Below are 15,652 nucleotides of genomic sequence, written 5' to 3' on the forward strand. Positions count from 1 at the left end.
CACGCTAAAACCCTGGAGTGCACTCCAAGCAAGTAGGCTCGGCGGCATGGAGAGCCTGGAGCCCGGAAACACGCTGGAAAGCCTGCGCACCGTCGAGAGCTGGCCGGTACCGACCGCCGCCGCGGCCGTCGTGCGCGCCGACGGGAGCCTGGCCGGCTCCCACGGGCCGCTGGACCACCGCTTCCCGCTGGCCTCGGTCACCAAGCCGCTCACCGCGTACGCCGCCCTCGTCGCGTACGAGGAGGGGGCGGTCGAGCTGGACGAACCGGCCGGCCCCGAGGGGTCGACGGTCCGTCACCTCCTCGCGCACACCAGCGGCCTGGCCTTCGACGAGCACCGCGTGATGGGTCCGCCCGGACAGCGCCGGCTGTACTCGAACGCCGGTTTCGAGGTGCTCGGCGACCACCTCGCGAAGGCCACCGGAATCCCCTTCGCCGAATACCTCCACCAGGCCGTCTTCGAGCCGCTGGGCATGACCGCGAGCACCCTGGAGGGCTCCCCCGCCAAGGACGGCGTCTCCAGCGTCCGCGACCTGGTGCGCTTCGCCGCCGAGCTCCAGGCGCCCCGGCTGCTGGACGTCCGCACCGTCGCCGAGGCCACCTCCGTGGTGCACCCGGGCCTCAAGGGCGTGCTGCCCGGCTACGGGCACCAGTCCCCCAACGACTGGGGCCTCGGGCTGGAGATCCGCGACGGCAAATCCCCGCACTGGACGGGCACCACCTCTTCCCCGCGCACCTTCGGCCACTTCGGCCAGTCCGGCACCTTCCTGTGGGTGGACCCGGACGCCCGCGCCGCCTGCGTGGCGCTGACCGACCGCGCCTTCGGCCCCTGGGCGGTGGAGGCCTGGACCCCCTTCACCGACGCGGTCCTGGCCGAGCTGCGCGCCGCCTAGAGCGGAAGCTCCCAGATCAGCAGCTCGCCCGGGGACCCGGCGGTGATCTCCAGGCCCCTCTCGCCGGTGATCCGCGCCGAGTCCCCCGGGCCCAGCTCGGCCCCGTCGAGCCGCAGGTCCCCGTGCACCACGTGCAGGTAGACCCGTTCCGCCGCCGGTACGGGGACCCGCTCGCCCGCGCCCGGCCGCCGCACGTGCAGCACGGCGCCGGCCCGCGGGACCTCGTAGGGGGTGCCGTCCGCGAGGCCCCGTACGACCTCGTACGAGGGTTCCCCGCCCGGCGTCAGCGGCGCGAGCCACGTCTGCACGAACCGCAGCGGGGCCGCGCCGTCGTTGCGCTCCACGTGCCGCGCCCCGGCTCCGGCGCCGAGCCGCTGGACGTCGCCGGGCCGCACCAGGCCGCTCTCGCCGGTGATGCCGTCCTGGTGGGTCAGTTCGCCCTCCAGCACCCAGGTGACGATCTCGGTGTGGCTGTGCGGGTGCTCGTCGAAGCCGGATCCGGGGGCGAGGCGCTCCTCGTTGCAGGCCAGCACCGGGCCGAAGCGGATGTTGTCCGGGTCGTAGAAGGACCCGAAGGAGAAGGCGTGGCGGGTGCTGATCCCGGCGCCCGGGTCCCCTCCCTCGTACCGGTCGGCGGCGCGGCGTACATCAATCATGGGGGTCACGGTAGCTCCCGGCGGGAGACCGGCCGTGGACCCGAGTCCGCGCCGGGGCGCCGATAAGGCAGTCTTGTCCCGTGCCCCAACCCGAACGTGAGCAGTCCCCCGAGACCCGTCCCGCGCATCCGGCCCACCCGCACGGCGCGACGCTGCGGCGGCTGGAGAAGTCCTCCGGCCGGCTCGCCGCCAACGCCATCGCGCGGATGGACGAGACCCTGCCGTGGTACCGGGCGATGCCGCCGGAGAACCGGTCGTGGATCGGCCTGGTCGCCCAGGCCGGCATCGCCGCGTTCACGGAGTGGTTCCGGCACCCGGAGACCCCGCAGGCCATCTCCACGGACGTCTTCGGGACGGCTCCGCGCGAGCTGACCCGGGCGATCACCCTGCGCCAGACCGTCGAGATGGTCCGTACGACGATCGAGGTCATGGAGACCGCGATCGACGAGGTGGCGGCCCCGGGCGACGAGTCCATCCTGCGCGAGGCGCTGCTGGTGTACGCCCGGGAGATCGCCTTCGCGACCGCCCAGGTCTACGCGCAGGCCGCCGAGGCGCGCGGTGCCTGGGACGCCCGGCTGGAGTCGCTGGTGGTCAACGCCGTGCTCTCGGGCGAGGCCGACGAGGGCGCCCTGTCGCGGGCCGCGGCGCTCGGCTGGAACTCGCCGGAGCACGTGTGCGTGGTGCTGGGCACCGCCCCGGAAGGGGACAGCGAGCTGACGGTCGAGGCGATCCGGCGCGCGGCGCGCCACCACAAGCTCCAGGTGCTGACCGGCGTGCTGGGCGACCGGCTGGTGGTCATCGCGGGCGGCAGCGACAACCCGATGCAGGTGGCCAAGTCGCTGATCGGGCCGTTCGCGGCGGGTCCGGTGGTGGCCGGGCCCGTGGTGGCGGACCTGCTGAACGCGACGAAGTCGGCGCAGGCGGCGGCGGCCGGGCTGAAGGCCTGCACGGCCTGGCAGGACGCGCCCCGGCCGGTGCTGGCGGACGATCTGCTGCCGGAGCGCGCCATCGCCTCGGATCCCTCGGCCAGGGAGCAGCTGGTGGAGGAGATCTACAGACCGCTCGAAGAGGCCGGTTCCGCTCTGCTGGAGACGCTGAGCGTGTATCTGGAGCAGGCGAGCAGCCTGGAGGGGGCGGCGCGGATGCTGTTCGTGCACCCGAACACGGTGCGCTACCGGCTCCGACGTGTGACCGACGTCACCGGCTGGTCACCCTCCGACGTGCGTTCGGCCTTCACGCTGCGGATCGCCCTGATCCTGGGGCGTCTGGCCGACGGGGATCCGCAGTCCTAGACTTTTGTCGGACATCAACAATTAGCCCGACGGTTCTTCGTCCCTGTCCCCACGGGCGGCGGGGACCGTCCACAAGAGAGAGTGTGAGGGTGCTCGTACTCGTCGCTCCCGGCCAAGGCGCTCAGACGCCCGGCTTCCTGACTCCCTGGCTCGAACTCCCCGGTGCCGCCGAACGCGTCGCCGGGTGGTCGGACGCCATCGGGCTCGACCTTGCCCACTACGGCACGAACGCCGACGCGGACGAGATCTGCGACACGGCCGTGGCCCAGCCGCTGCTGGTCGCGGCCGGTCTCCTGTCGGCGACCGCGCTCGGCGCGCCGGACGCCTTCGGCGCGGTGGCGGGTCACAGCGTCGGTGAGATCACCGCCGCCGCGTACGCGGGCGTGTTCTCCGAGCTGGAGGCGCTGTCCTTCGTCCGCACCCGCGGTCTGGCCATGGCCGACGCCGCCGCCGTCACCGAGACCGGCATGGCCGCGGTCCTCGGCGGCGACCAGGACGTGGTCCTCGCGCACCTGGAGAAGCTGGGGCTGACCCCGGCCAACATCAACGGCGCGGGACAGATCGTGGCCGCGGGCACCGCGGAGCAGATCGCCGCCCTCGTGGCCGACAAGCCCGAGGGTTCCATGAAGGTCGTCGCCCTCAAGGTCGCGGGCGCCTTCCACACGCACCACATGACGCCCGCGGTCGCGGCGCTCCAGAAGGCCACGGAGGCCCTCGCCCCGGCGGACCCGACGCTGAAGTACGTTTCGAACAGGGACGGCCTCGTCGTCGAGAAGGGCGCCGATGTCGTCGCCCGCCTGGTCGGCCAGGTGGCCAACCCGGTCCGCTGGGACCTGTGCATGGAGACGTTCGCCGATCTGGGCGTCACCGGGATCGTCGAGCTCTCTCCCGGGGGCACCCTGACGGGTCTGGCCAAGCGGGCGCTGAAGGGCGTTCCGAACGTGGCTCTGAAGACCCCGGACGATCTCGACAAGGCCGCGGCGCTCCTCGCCGAGCAGCAGGCCTGAGAGAAGGAGCCCACACAGCATGTCGAAGATCAAACCGGCCAAGGGCTCCCCGTACGCCCGCATCCTCGGTGTCGGCGGCTACCGCCCGACCCGGGTGGTGCCCAACGAGGTCATCCTGGAGACGATCGACTCGTCCGACGAGTGGATCCGGTCCCGTTCCGGCATCGCGACCCGGCACTGGGCCTCGCCCCAGGAGACGGTCGCCGCGATGTCCGTGGAGGCCTCCGGGAAGGCGCTCGCGGACGCCGGGGTCTCCCCGGAGCAGATCGGTGCGGTGATCGTCTCGACGGTCTCGCACTTCAAGCAGACCCCGGCCGTCGCGACCGAGATCGCGCACCGGATCGGCGCGGGCAAGCCCGCCGCGTTCGACATCTCCGCGGGCTGTGCCGGTTTCGGTTACGGCCTGACCCTCGCCAAGGGCCTGGTGGTCGAGGGGTCGGCGCAGTACGTCCTCGTCATCGGTGTCGAGCGGCTGTCGGACCTGACCGACCTGGAGGACCGCGCGACGGCCTTCCTGTTCGGTGACGGTGCCGGCGCCGTGGTCGTCGGTCCTTCGGACGAGCCGGCCATCGGCCCCACGGTCTGGGGTTCCGAGGGCGACAAGTCCGAGACGATCAAGCAGACCGTGCCGTGGGACGAGTACCTCGGCAAGGACGGCGGCGAGAAGTTCCCGGCCATCACGCAGGAGGGTCAGGCGGTCTTCCGCTGGGCCGTCTTCGAGATGGCCAAGGTGGCCCAGCAGGCGCTCGACGCGGCCGGGATCACCGCGGAAGACCTGGACGTCTTCATTCCGCACCAGGCGAACATGCGGATCATCGACTCGATGGTGAAGACTCTGAAGCTGCCGGAACACGTCACGGTCGCCCGTGACGTGGAAACCACCGGCAACACGTCGGCCGCCTCGATCCCGCTCGCCATGGAGCGGCTCCTGGCGACCGGAGCGGCGAAGAGCGGCGACACGGCGCTCGTCATCGGCTTCGGGGCGGGGCTCGTCTACGCCGCGACGGTCGTTACCCTCCCCTAGGGCACGGGACCCGTTCCGGCCCTGATTCATCCAGTTAGCTACAGAAGGAGCGCCACATGGCCGCCACGCAGGAAGAGATCCTCGAAGGTCTCGCGGAGATCGTCAACGAGATCGCCGGCATCCCGCAGGAGGACGTCCAGCTGGACAAGTCCTTCACCGACGACCTGGACGTCGACTCGCTGTCCATGGTCGAGGTCGTCGTCGCCGCCGAAGAGCGCTTCGAGGTGAAGATCCCGGACGAGGACGTCAAGAACCTCAAGACGGTCGGCGACGCCGCTGACTACATCCTGAAGCACCAGGCCTGAGCCTGACGAGCGTTTGTCGCCACCTGGCGGTGGCGCCGTGACAATTCAGCACCCCCTGAGACGTGGAGAAAGAATTCCTGTGAGCCCGACCAATCGCACCGTGGTCGTCACCGGTATCGGCGCAACCACTCCGCTGGGTGGCGACAGCGCTTCGACCTGGGAAGGTCTGCTCGCCGGCCGGTCCGGCGTTTCGCCCCTGGAGGGCGAGCGCTTCGCCGAACTGCCGGTACGCATCGCCGCACAGGCCGCCGTGGACCCGAGCGAGGTACTGCCCCGCCCGCTGGCCCGCAAGCTCGACCGCTCCGCCCAGTTCGCCCTCATCGCGGCCCGCGAGGCCTGGGCCGACGCGGGTTACACCGCTCCGGCCGGCGAGGACGCGTCCATCGCCCCGGAGCGGCTGGGCACCGTGATCGCCTCCGGCATCGGCGGCGTCACCACCCTGCTCGACCAGTACGACGTACTGAAGGAAAAGGGCGTGCGCCGGGTCTCCCCGCACACCGTCCCCATGCTCATGCCGAACGGCCCCTCGGCCAACGTCGGCCTGGAGGTCAACGCCCGCGCCGGTGTGCACACCCCGGTCAGCGCGTGCGCGTCCGGTGCCGAGGCCATCGGCTACGCCGTCGAGATGATCCGTACGGGCCGTGCCGACGTGGTCGTCGCCGGCGGCACCGAGGCGGCCATCCACCCGCTGCCGATCGCGGCGTTCGCCAACATGATGGCGATGTCCAAGAACAACGAGAACCCGACGGGTGCCTCGCGTCCGTACGACAAGGGCCGTGACGGCTTCGTCCTCGGCGAGGGCGCGGGCGTCGTGGTGCTGGAGTCCGCCGAGCACGCCGCCGCGCGCGGCGCCCGGGTCTACTGCGAGGTGCTGGGCCAGGGTCTGTCCGCGGACAGCCACCACATCGCGCAGCCGGAGCCGACGGGCCGCGGTGTCGCGGCGGCCGTGCAGAACCTGCTCGACAACACGAACCTGGACACGTCCGAGCTGGTGCACCTGAACGCGCACGCCACGTCCACCCCGCAGGGTGACACGGCCGAGCTGAAGGCCCTGCGCAAGGTCCTGGGCGCCGACCTCGACCACATCGCGATCTCCGCGACCAAGTCGATGACCGGTCACCTGCTGGGCGGTGCGGGCGGCATCGAGACCGTCGCGACCGTGCTGGCGCTGTACCACCGGATCGCTCCGCCGACGATCAACGTCGACGAGCTGGACGACGACATCGACGCGGACATCGTGCGCGGCGAGCCGCGCAAGCTGCCGGTCGACGGCCCGATCTCCGCGATCAACAACTCCTTCGGGTTCGGCGGTCACAACGTGACCCTGGCGTTCCGCAGCGTGTAGCGGTTCCGAACGCGACGAAGGCCCACCCGGACTCCGGGTGGGCCTTTCGCGTCGCCGGGCTCAGACGACCTGGTGCAGCCAGCGGACCGGGGCGCCCTCGCCCGCGTAGCGGAAGGGCTCCAGTTCGTCGTCCCAGGGCTTGCCGAGCAGTTTGGCGATCTCCGCCTCCAGGTCGGTCTCGCCGCGTGCCGACCGGGCGAGCGCGGCGCGCAGCCGGTCCTCGGGGATCAGGATGTCGCCGTGCATGCCGGTGACGGCGTGGAAGATGCCCAGCTCCGGGGTCGAGCTGTAGCGCTCCCCCTCGGCGGTGGGGCAGGGTTCGGCGGTCACCTCGAAGCGGAGCAGATGCCAGCCGCGCAGGGCGGAGGCGAGTTTCGAGGCGGTTCCCGCCTCTGCCTGCCAGGAGAACTCGGCTCTCCAGGTGCCGGGGGAGGCGGGCTGCCGGATCCAGTCGAGGTTCACCCGCACCCCGAGCACGCCCGCAACAGCCCATTCCACATGCGGGCAGAGCGCGCGCGGTGCGGAATGCACGTACAGAACTCCACGTGTCGTCACCGGGACCTCCAGTGTGGGACGAGGTCGGGAATAAACTCCAGAAAACGGACAGTATGTGACGTGATGTAATGTAACGGAAATTATTTGACATTGCGTAGCGGCACCTGCGGCCGAAACGCCACGGGAAAAAGCTACCGTGCGCCGGGGGTCCTGGTGTGACGTACGGTCGCTCCCAGGCCCGTAAAGACAGAGCATTCACTCAGCAGGACGCCCCCGGAAGGACGGGGACGACGAGGGAGGGACCACGCGATGCGCACCACCGCTCCGCGCCGCAGCGTGCGCCGGACCGTCGCGGGGGCGGGCATGGCGGTGGCCTTGCTGGCCGCGGCGGTCACGGGCTGCGACTCGGGCGAGCCGGCGTCCGGGGGCGAGCGGGGGCCGCGGGCCGCGGCCCCGCGCTGGAACACCGCGCCCACGTCGGTCGCGGCCGTCGGGGATTCCATCACCCGCGGTTTCGACGCCTGTTCGGTGCTGGCCGACTGTCCGGAGGTGTCCTGGGCCACCGGCGGCGATCCCGCGGTGCGGTCCCTCGCGGCCCGGCTGCTCGGCGAGGCCGAGGTGCCCGCGCACAGCTGGAACTACGCGGTGACCGGCGCGCGGATGGCGGACCTCGCGGGACAGCTGACCGCGGCGGCGCAGCACAAGCCCGGCCTGGTCACGGTCATGGTGGGCTCGAACGACGCCTGCCGGCCGACGGTTTCCTCGATGACTTCGGTGGCCGATTTCCGGGCCGCGTTCGAGCGGGCCCTGGGGCAGTTGCGGGCGGCCTCGCCGGCCTCCCAGGTGTACGTGTCCTCGGTGCCGGACCTCCAGCGGCTGTGGGAACAGGGCAAGGACGCCCCGATGGTGCGGCAGGTCTGGAAGCTGGGGATCTGTCAGTCCATGCTGGCCGACCCGCTGTCGGGGGCCGAGGCCGCGACGGCCCGCCGGGAGAAGGTGCGGGCGCGGGTGGTCGAGTACAACGAGGTGCTGCGCGAGGTGTGCGCGAAGGACGAGCTGTGCCGCTACGACGGCGGCGCCGTCTTCCAGTACCCCTTCTCCTCGGAGCAGCTGAGCCGTTGGGACTGGTTCCACCCGGGCCGGGACGGGCAGGCGCGGCTCGCGGAACTGGCGCACCGACAGGTGACGGCGGCCCAGCCCCCGCGTTGACGCCGAGGGACCGGGGGCGGGTGTCAGGGCCCGCCCCCGGTCCGGTCCACCGGCCGTTTTCATGGTCGTTATCCGGCCATGTCGGCCCTACGGCGTGTCGCGCCGGTCAGCGGACCGCCGGGCGGGTCACAGGTCGAGGGTGGCGGAGAGCCGGGTGTCGGCGTGCGAGTGGCTCGCGCGGACCTCGTACGTCCCGCCGATCCGCCGCCAGCCGTGCGCGGTCTCGTCCCAGATCTCGAAGGCGCGGGCGGGCAGCGGGATCCGCACCTCGACGCTCTCGCCGGGGCCGGCCGCGACGCCCGCGAAGGCCGCCAGCCAGCTCGCGGGGCGCGGGACGGCGTCGGCGACGGGTGCCAGGTAGATCTGGACCACCTCGCGGCCCGGCCGGGTACCGGTGTTGGTCAGGCGCACCCGGGCCGTGTCGGCGGTGACTTCGAGGGACTCGTAGGCCCAGTCGGTGTAGCCGAGGCCGTGCCCGAAGGGGTAGGCGGGGGTCACGCCGTGCTTCTCGTAGGCCCGGTAGCCGATGAAGAGGCCCTCCTCGTACTCCAGGCGCCCGTCGGTGGGGATGACCTCGGTGACGGGCGCGTCGGCGAGGGCGGCGGGCCAGGTGGTGGGCAGGCGTCCGCCCGGCTCGGCGTGTCCGAGGAGCACGTCGGCCAGCGCGGCCCCGCCCTCCTGCCCGGGGAACCAGGTGAGCAGGATGGCCGCGACGTCCTCGCGCCAGGGCATCTCGACCGGGGAGCCGGCGTTGACGACGACCACGGTGTTCGGGTTGGCGGCCGCGACGGCGCGCACGAGGTCGTCCTGGCGGCCCGGGAGGGTGAGGTCGCGGCGGTCGTAGCCCTCGGACTCCACGCGGTCGGTGGTGGCGACGACCACGACGGCGGTGTCGGCCTCCCGGGCGGCCCGGGCGGCCTGCGCGATCAGCTCGTCGGGGTCGAGCCGCGGGCCGAGGTGGAGCAGGGAGAACATGATCGCCTTGAGCGGGAGCGCGCTCATGTCGGGCACCTGGTAGGTCAGCGAGACCTCGACGGGCTCCCCCTCGGTCAGGAACAGCCGGGCGCGCTCGCGGGGGGCGCCGAAGAAGGCCTCGAAGGGGTCAGCCTCGCCGCCCATCTCCTGGACCCCCTCCCACCGGGTCCGGCCGCCGACGGCGAGGGTGAAGGCGCCCAGTCCGCGGGTGCCGAAGGTGTGCTCGCCGCTCTCGCGTGGCACGAAGGTGCCGGTGACCTCGATGCTCGCCATCGTCTCGTACGTGGCGCCCTCGGGCAGGTCGTCGCCGATCCACTGGACCTGGCCGCTGGGCAGGCCGCCCTCGCCCAGGACGGTCCCGGAGGCGTCGCGGCAGACGGCGCGCAGCTCGAAGCCCTTGTCGGCGGGGACGGGTTCCTCGCTCGGGTCGGCCCCGACGCTGTAGCTGAGCGCGCCCTCGGGGAGCGCGGCGGTGAGCCCGTCGAGCGGGGACACCACCCGCTCGGGGAAGACGGTCGCGGACCCGCCGCCGAGCACGCGGGCGTCGCGGGCGGCGGCGCCGGAGAGGGCGACGGAGCGCGGGGCAGCCGGGTCGAACGGCAGGGCGCCTCCGGCGTTGCGCACGAGGACGAAGCCGCGGACGGCCAGTTCGCGGGCCAGGGCCTGCCCGTCGAGCTCCGCCGGCGGCTCGGAGACCGCGGCGGGGGCGCCGTCCAGCAGGCCGGCACGGGCGGCGAGGCGCAGGACGTTGCGCACGGCCCCGTCGACGGCGGCCTCGGGGACCTCCCCGGCGCGGACGGCGGCGGCGAGGGCGGGCCCGTAGACGGTCTGCGGGCCGGGCATGGCCACGTCGAGGCCGCCGAGGATGTCCGCGGTGGTGGAGCGGGCGGCCATCCAGTCCGAGACGTTGTAGCCGTCGAAGCCCCACTCGCCGCGCAGGACCTCGTTGACCAGGTACTGGTTCTCGGTCATCGAGGTGCCGTTGACCCGGTTGTAGGAGGTCATGACGCCCCAGGGGCGGGCGCCCGCGACGATGGCCTCGAAGGGCGCCAGGTACAGCTCGCGCAGCGGCCGGGGGGCGATGACGCAGTCGACGGTGAAGCGTTCCGTCTCGGCGTCGTTGGCGACGAAGTGCTTGACGGTGGTGCCGACCCCGCCGTCCTGGACCCCGTTGACGTAGCCCGCGCCGATGGCCCCGGTCAGGCAGGGGTCTTCGGAATAGCACTCGAAGTGGCGCCCGCCGAGCGGGGTGCGGTGCAGGTTGACGGTGGGGGCGAGGACGACGTGGACGCCCTTGCGGCGGGCCTCCTGGGCGAGCAGCCGGCCGGCGCGGCGGGCGAGCCCGGGGTCCCAGGACGCGGCGAGCGCACTCGGGGAGGGCAGGGCGACAGAGGGGTCGTCGGCGCTCCAGCGGACGCCCCGTACGCCGATGGGCCCGTCGGACATCACCAGGGAACCGAGGCCGATCCCGGGGAGGGCCGGCAGGGACCACATGTCCTGGCCCGCCAGGAGACGGGTCTTGGTGTCGAGATCCAGCTTGCCGAGAGCCGTTTCCACGGCGTCTTCGCGGATCCGGTCGCGGGACTGATCGGCATCGGTCACGGCCGTGCCTCCTCGTTGGGTGCGGTGCGGTGCGTCTGGTGCCCCCATCGTGGACCTGTTACCTGTAGACCGGTAGGGGTTGTGATCTTTTCGTGATATCCATATGTCGTACGGTCCTTCTGGCGAGTACGAAACGGAAGGAGTGCCGGGCGATGGCCAGGGCGAAGAGCGAGGAACGGCGCGGTGAGATCGTCCGCGCGGCCGTCGAGGTGATCGCGGAGCGCGGCTACCGGGGAGCGTCGCTGAGCTCCGTCGCCGAGCGCGTGGGCCTCACCCAGCAGGGGCTGCTGCACTACTTCCCCACCAAGGAGGCCCTGCTGGTGGCCGTCCTGGAGGAACGCGACCGCTGGGACACGGGCGGCGGCTCGCGCGCCTCCGCGGGCACCTGGCGCCTGGACCTGCTGGACTCGCTGGTGGAGTACAACGCCATGCGGCCCGGCATCGTGCAGACCTTCTCGGCGCTGCTCGGCGAGAGCGTCACCGACGGCCACCCGGCGCGGGAGTTCTTCACCGAGCGGTACGCCCAGGTCCGGGGGGAGATGGCCGCGGTGCTGCGCGCCGAATTCGGCGGACGACTGCCCTCCGGCCTCACCCCGGAGCAGGCCGCCCCGCTGCTGACGGCGGTCATGGACGGCCTCCAGTACCAGTGGCTGCTCGCCCCCGACGCGGTGGACATGCCGGCCGCGTTCCGCGCCTTCCTCACCCTCCTGCGGGGCCCGGCCGCCCCGGCCCCCGGCGCCGCTACGGAGTGAACAGCGGGTCGTGGACCGGGCAGGGCGGGCGCACCTCCGGGACCCGGTAGAAGGCCCGGTCGCGCAGCCGGCCCGTCCAGGGATCCTCCGGCGAGCGGCGCTTGATCAGCAGGTGGCGGCTGCTGCCCGCCCGCAGATGGGCCCGGTACTCCCGCAGCAGCGGCTCCGGTTCCACGAGGAAGTCCCGCATCTGGTCCTCCACCAGGCACAGCGGGCAGTGGGCGCCGGGCGGCAGGTGGAACTGCCGCCCCTCGGGCCGGGCGTCGTCACCGAAGGCGGTCAGCGCCACCGTGCCGGTGTGCAGCGCGCAGACGCCCATCACCTGCGGCCCCGGCGCCTGCGCCACGGTCTCCACGAGGGAGCGGAACCCGGCCAGGTCGATCCGTTCGATCCGGGCCATCAGGGCGAGCGCGGCGGCGCGCAGGTTCACCACGGCCGCCACCAGGGAGACCGCCGCGACCACCGGCACCGACCAGGGCGGCCCCGTCTCCCACAGCAGCCACAGCAGCCCCGCGTTCAGTACGGCCATGAACGCCACGGCCACCCGCAGCCCGGCGCCGCTGGTGCGCACCGTGCGGTACGCGAGGACCAGGAAGGCGGCGGTGAGGACCGGGTACAGCCAGCCGGGCGCCGTCACCGCCGGCCACCCCGAGCGCCGTGACCACCCCGAGCGCCCCGAGCGCCCTGACCCCCGATGACATGACCCTCCACGGCATGACCCCCCGTCACGTGCCGGATGCGGGTGTGCCGTTCCAGCATCGTGGCCGAGGGCCCGGACGTCGACCCCCGCGGCCGTCCCGGTGCGCGGATCCTGTCACCCTGGGGCCATGAGGATCGCCGCCGCGCAGCTGACCTGCGTCCCCGCCGACGTCCCCGCCAACGCCGCCCTGACCGCCGCCCTGGCCGTCCGGGCCCGCGACGAGGGGGCCGCGCTGGTGGTGTTCCCGGAGCTCGCCCTCACCGGCTACGAGCTGCCCGCGCTGGCCGGGGACCCCGGCCTGTGGCTGGACGGCGCCGACGACCCGCGCCTGGACCCGGTCCGCTCCGCCGGGACCGCGACCGCCGTCAACGCCGCGGTGCGCACCGGCGGGCCGCTGCCGGCCCTCGCGACCCTGGTGTTCGACGCGGACGGCGCGCACGTGACGACGTACGCGAAGCGGCACCTGTTCCGGCACGAGCGGGACGTGTTCGCCCCGGGCACGGCCGACGGGCGCTTCGAGCTCGGCGGGATCCGCTTCTCGCTCGGCGTCTGCTTCGACAACCACTTCCCGGAGCTGACCGGCCGGGCCGCCGCCGACGGCTGCCGGGTGCACCTGGCGAGCTCCCTGTACGGCACGGGCGGCGGGATCGCCGAGCGGGCGAGCGTGTACCCCGGGATCGCGGCGGAGCACGGCCTCTACGTGGTCCTCGCCAACCACACCGGCCCGGCGGGCCCGTGGACGGGCTGCGGCCGCTCGGCGGTGTGGGCGCCGGGCGGGGGGCTGCTCGCCGAGGCCGACGACCGCGCCCCGGGCGTGGCCGTCGCCGACATCGCGCCCGCACCCTGAGCGCCCCCGGCCGGGCCGCGCCCGGTGACCGGGCCGGATGCGGCGCCGGCGGCTACGGGAACGAGGGCGGCGGCGGACCGAACCCGCCCGCCGGGGCCCGCGCGGGCCGCTCCGGACCCGCCTCCCCCTCCGGCTCCTCCCCGGGACCGTCCGCGGACCCGTCCGCGCCGGTCAGGTCCCGCACCATCAGGGTCGCCCCCGCCACCGCACCCGGCATCAGGAAGACCGCGACCAGCGGGATCAGGAACACCAGCACCAGCGGCACCCCGAAACCGAGCGCCAGCGCGCGCCGTCCGCGCAGCAGGGCCAGCTGCTCGTCCAGGTCGACCCGGCGGCGCTGGAGGGCGACGGAGGTGAGCTCCTGGGTGAGGAAGAAGCCCGAGACGCAGAACCCGATCGCCGGGACGACGCTCTGGCCTACGACCGGGACGAACCCGAGGGCGAACAGCAGGATCCCGTAGAGCAGCACCCGCACCAGCAGCCGCAGGCTGTCCCGGGCGGAGATCCACAGGTCCTCCCAGAGCGAGCGCCCCGACTCGGGGACCTCGCCGCCCTCGCTGCGGTCGACCTGCTCGGAGAGGGACTCGTAGAAGGGCTGGCCGACGAGCAGGGTCACGGCGGTGAAGGTGATCACCGTCAGGAACAGCCCGAGGGAGACGACCAGCGCGGTCAGGAACCCGCGGAAGAGGCCGAGCCAGGGCGAGGACCAGTCGGAGGCGAAGGGCGTGGCCCAGGCGGTGAAGTCGTCGGCGCCGTAGAAGAGGCCGGTCAGGGCGGCCGCGTAGAGCAGCAGCGAGACCAGGCCCGGCAGCAGGCCGAAGCCCAGCCAGCGGCCGTTGCGGAACACCCATCCCTGTCCGGCCAGCAGATACCGGAATCCCCCCACAAGATCACGCATGCGGCCCAGTTTAAACGGCGACGGCCGCACCCCGGGGGGTGCGGCCGTCACTGTCACGCCACAGACGCGGCGTGCGATGCGGTGCGGTGCGGTGCGGGTCAGGCGACGTTGAGCTCGACCGTGATGTTGCCGCGGGTCGCCTTGGAGTAGGGGCAGATCTGGTCGGCCTTCTCGACCAGGTCCTTGGCGGTGGCGGCGTCCACGGTCGGGATCGAAGCCGTGATCTTGACGATGATGCCGAAGCCCTCGTCGTTCTTGCCGATGCCGACCTCGGCGGTCACGGTGGAACCGGCGACGTCGACGTTCTCGTTGCGGGCCGCGACGCTGAGGGCGCCCTGGAAGCAGGCGCTGTAGCCGGCGGCGAACAGCTGCTCCGGGTTGGTGCCCGCACCGCTGCCGCCGAGCTCCTTCGGCGGGTTCACGACGACGTCGAGCTGCTTGTCGTCGGTGGCGACGCGGCCGTCACGGCCGTTCTCGGCGGTGGCGACAGCGGTGTACGCGACGTCGGACTGCGTGATGGACATGAAGAAGATCCTCCAGATGAATCGCCGCGATGCGCGCCCACGATCGCGACGGTGTGGAGTGAGCCTAACCGGTGAAAGAAACGATCATCTTTCCGGTGTTGTCCCCGCGCAGCATTCCGAGGAAGGCGTCGGTGGCGTTCTCCACGCCCTCGACGACGGTCTCGTCGTAGCGCAGCTCACCGGAGGACAGCCATCCGGCCACGTCCTGGACGAACTGCTGCTGGAGCCCGGCGTGGTCGCCGACCAGGATGCCCTGGAGGCGCAGGCGCTTGCCGATGACCATCATCAGGTTGCGCGGGCCGGGGGCGGCCTCGGTGTCGTTGTAGCCGGCGATGGCACCGCACAGGGTGGCGCGGCCGTGCACCTTGAGGGCGGAGATGGCCGCTTCGAGGTGGTCGCCGCCGACGTTGTCGAAGTAGACGTCGATGCCCTCGGGGGCGGCGGCGGGCAGCTGCTCGGCGACGGGGCCGTTCTTGTAGTTGAAGGCGGCGTCGAAGCCGTACTTCTCGGTGAGCAGCGTCACCTTCTCGTCCGAGCCGGCGGAGCCGATCACCCGGGAGGCGCCCTTGATCTTCGCGAACTGGCCGACGAGGCTGCCGACGGCACCGGCCGCGCCGGAGACGAACACGGCGTCGCCCTCCTTGAAGGAGGCCACCTCGAAGAGTCCGGCGTAGGCGGTCAGGCCCGGCATGCCGAGGACGCCGAGGTAGGCGGAGAGCGGGGCGAGGGAGGCGTCGACCTTGGTGGCGTGCTGCGCGTCGAGCTCCGCGTACTCGCGCCAGCCGAGGTGGTGCAGGACGTGGTCGCCGACCGCGAAGCCCTCGGCGGCGGAGGCGACGACCTCGCCGACCGCACCGCCCTGCATCGGCTCGTCGAGCTGGAAGGGCGGGATGTAGGACTTGGTGTCGTTCATCCGGCCGCGCATGTAGGGGTCCACGGACATGTGGAGGTTGCGCACCAGGATCCGGCCGGGGGCGGGCTCGGCGGAGACGGGGGCCTCGCGCAGGGCGAAGTCCTCGGCGACCGGCCAGCCCTGCGGACGGCGGACGAGGTGCCACTCGCGGCTGACGGCGGGGATCTGAGACATGCGGAACTCCTGGGGCGAGGGAGCCGTACGGGACGGCAGATA

16 protein-coding genes are annotated in these 15,652 nt (G+C 72.7%); 9 read left to right on the forward strand and 7 right to left on the reverse strand.

Annotated features, from left to right (window positions below; genetic code table 11):
• Positions 1-73 precede the first annotated feature (73 nt).
• On the forward strand, positions 74-892 hold the full coding sequence (locus ACFYYT_RS08345; protein WP_351821539.1) for a serine hydrolase domain-containing protein: 819 nt from the start codon (positions 74-76) through the stop codon (positions 890-892).
• Here the strand turns inward: ACFYYT_RS08345 and ACFYYT_RS08350 are convergent.
• The gene (locus ACFYYT_RS08350) at positions 889-1,548 is read right to left on the reverse strand and encodes a pirin family protein (protein WP_351821435.1); all 660 of its coding nucleotides are present in this window, start codon (positions 1,546-1,548) and stop codon (positions 889-891) included. The two genes, ACFYYT_RS08345 and ACFYYT_RS08350, sit on opposite strands and share 4 nt — an antisense overlap.
• A gap of 80 nt (positions 1,549-1,628) precedes the next feature.
• On the opposite strand from ACFYYT_RS08350, the gene ACFYYT_RS08355 reads away from it, so the two are divergent.
• The 5 genes from ACFYYT_RS08355 (at position 1,629) to ACFYYT_RS08375 (ending at position 6,521) form a co-directional block, all read left to right on the forward strand.
• Positions 1,629-2,840, forward strand: coding sequence for a helix-turn-helix domain-containing protein (locus ACFYYT_RS08355; RefSeq protein WP_351821433.1), 1,212 nt, complete (start codon positions 1,629-1,631; stop codon positions 2,838-2,840).
• An 89-nt stretch (positions 2,841-2,929) separates the two neighbouring features.
• On the forward strand, positions 2,930-3,847 hold the full coding sequence (locus ACFYYT_RS08360) for an ACP S-malonyltransferase (protein WP_351821430.1): 918 nt from the start codon (positions 2,930-2,932) through the stop codon (positions 3,845-3,847).
• Between the two features lie 19 nt (positions 3,848-3,866).
• Positions 3,867-4,871 carry a ketoacyl-ACP synthase III gene (locus ACFYYT_RS08365; RefSeq protein ID WP_351821428.1) on the forward strand — a complete coding sequence of 335 codons (1,005 nt, stop codon included), beginning with the start codon at positions 3,867-3,869 and terminating at the stop codon, positions 4,869-4,871.
• A gap of 56 nt (positions 4,872-4,927) precedes the next feature.
• Positions 4,928-5,176, forward strand: a complete 249-nt coding sequence (locus ACFYYT_RS08370; RefSeq protein WP_150519766.1) for an acyl carrier protein — start codon at positions 4,928-4,930, stop codon at positions 5,174-5,176.
• A 79-nt stretch (positions 5,177-5,255) separates the two neighbouring features.
• Positions 5,256-6,521: a beta-ketoacyl-[acyl-carrier-protein] synthase family protein gene (locus tag ACFYYT_RS08375; RefSeq protein WP_351821425.1), complete on the forward strand. Its 1,266-nt coding sequence runs from the start codon at positions 5,256-5,258 to the stop codon at positions 6,519-6,521.
• 60 nt (positions 6,522-6,581) lie between these two features.
• On the opposite strand, the gene ACFYYT_RS08380 is transcribed toward ACFYYT_RS08375, so the two are convergent.
• Entirely contained in the window at positions 6,582-7,076 is a 495-nt protein-coding gene (locus ACFYYT_RS08380) for a DUF3145 domain-containing protein (protein WP_030160508.1), read from the reverse strand.
• Between the two features lie 249 nt (positions 7,077-7,325).
• Between ACFYYT_RS08380 and ACFYYT_RS08385 the strand changes: the two genes are divergently transcribed.
• Positions 7,326-8,225, forward strand: coding sequence for an SGNH/GDSL hydrolase family protein (locus ACFYYT_RS08385; protein WP_351821422.1), 900 nt, complete (start codon positions 7,326-7,328; stop codon positions 8,223-8,225).
• A gap of 126 nt (positions 8,226-8,351) precedes the next feature.
• Here the strand turns inward: ACFYYT_RS08385 and ACFYYT_RS08390 are convergent, their stop codons facing one another.
• Positions 8,352-10,850 (reverse strand): beta-glucosidase, encoded by a 2,499-nt coding sequence (locus ACFYYT_RS08390; protein ID WP_388607187.1) that lies wholly within the window; start codon positions 10,848-10,850, stop codon positions 8,352-8,354.
• Between the two features lie 104 nt (positions 10,851-10,954).
• Between ACFYYT_RS08390 and ACFYYT_RS08395 the strand changes: the two genes are divergently transcribed.
• Entirely contained in the window at positions 10,955-11,554 is a 600-nt protein-coding gene (locus tag ACFYYT_RS08395) for a TetR/AcrR family transcriptional regulator (protein WP_351821416.1), read from the forward strand.
• Here the strand turns inward: ACFYYT_RS08395 and ACFYYT_RS08400 are convergent.
• Positions 11,544-12,191 carry a hypothetical protein gene (locus ACFYYT_RS08400; protein WP_351821413.1) on the reverse strand — a complete coding sequence of 216 codons (648 nt, stop codon included), beginning with the start codon at positions 12,189-12,191 and terminating at the stop codon, positions 11,544-11,546. The two genes, ACFYYT_RS08395 and ACFYYT_RS08400, sit on opposite strands and share 11 nt — an antisense overlap.
• A gap of 190 nt (positions 12,192-12,381) precedes the next feature.
• On the opposite strand from ACFYYT_RS08400, the gene ACFYYT_RS08405 reads away from it, so the two are divergent.
• Positions 12,382-13,101 carry a carbon-nitrogen hydrolase family protein gene (locus tag ACFYYT_RS08405; protein ID WP_351821410.1) on the forward strand — a complete coding sequence of 240 codons (720 nt, stop codon included), beginning with the start codon at positions 12,382-12,384 and terminating at the stop codon, positions 13,099-13,101.
• 52 nt (positions 13,102-13,153) lie between these two features.
• Here the strand turns inward: ACFYYT_RS08405 and ACFYYT_RS08410 are convergent, their stop codons facing one another.
• The 3 genes from ACFYYT_RS08410 to ACFYYT_RS08420 all read right to left on the reverse strand — a co-directional run bounded on the left by ACFYYT_RS08410 (position 13,154) and on the right by ACFYYT_RS08420 (position 15,610).
• Positions 13,154-13,999: an EI24 domain-containing protein gene (locus ACFYYT_RS08410; RefSeq protein ID WP_351821407.1), complete on the reverse strand. Its 846-nt coding sequence runs from the start codon at positions 13,997-13,999 to the stop codon at positions 13,154-13,156.
• Positions 14,000-14,097: 98 nt separating this feature from the next.
• Positions 14,098-14,523, reverse strand: a complete 426-nt coding sequence (locus ACFYYT_RS08415; RefSeq protein WP_351821405.1) for an organic hydroperoxide resistance protein — start codon at positions 14,521-14,523, stop codon at positions 14,098-14,100.
• A gap of 64 nt (positions 14,524-14,587) precedes the next feature.
• A complete protein-coding gene (locus tag ACFYYT_RS08420) occupies positions 14,588-15,610 on the reverse strand; it encodes an NADP-dependent oxidoreductase (protein WP_351821402.1) in 1,023 nt (340 codons plus the stop codon).
• Positions 15,611-15,652: the final 42 nt, after the last annotated feature.

The sequence above is a fragment of the Streptomyces sp. NPDC002032 genome, from assembly GCF_042890765.1.
Taxonomy (GTDB): domain Bacteria; phylum Actinomycetota; class Actinomycetes; order Streptomycetales; family Streptomycetaceae; genus Streptomyces.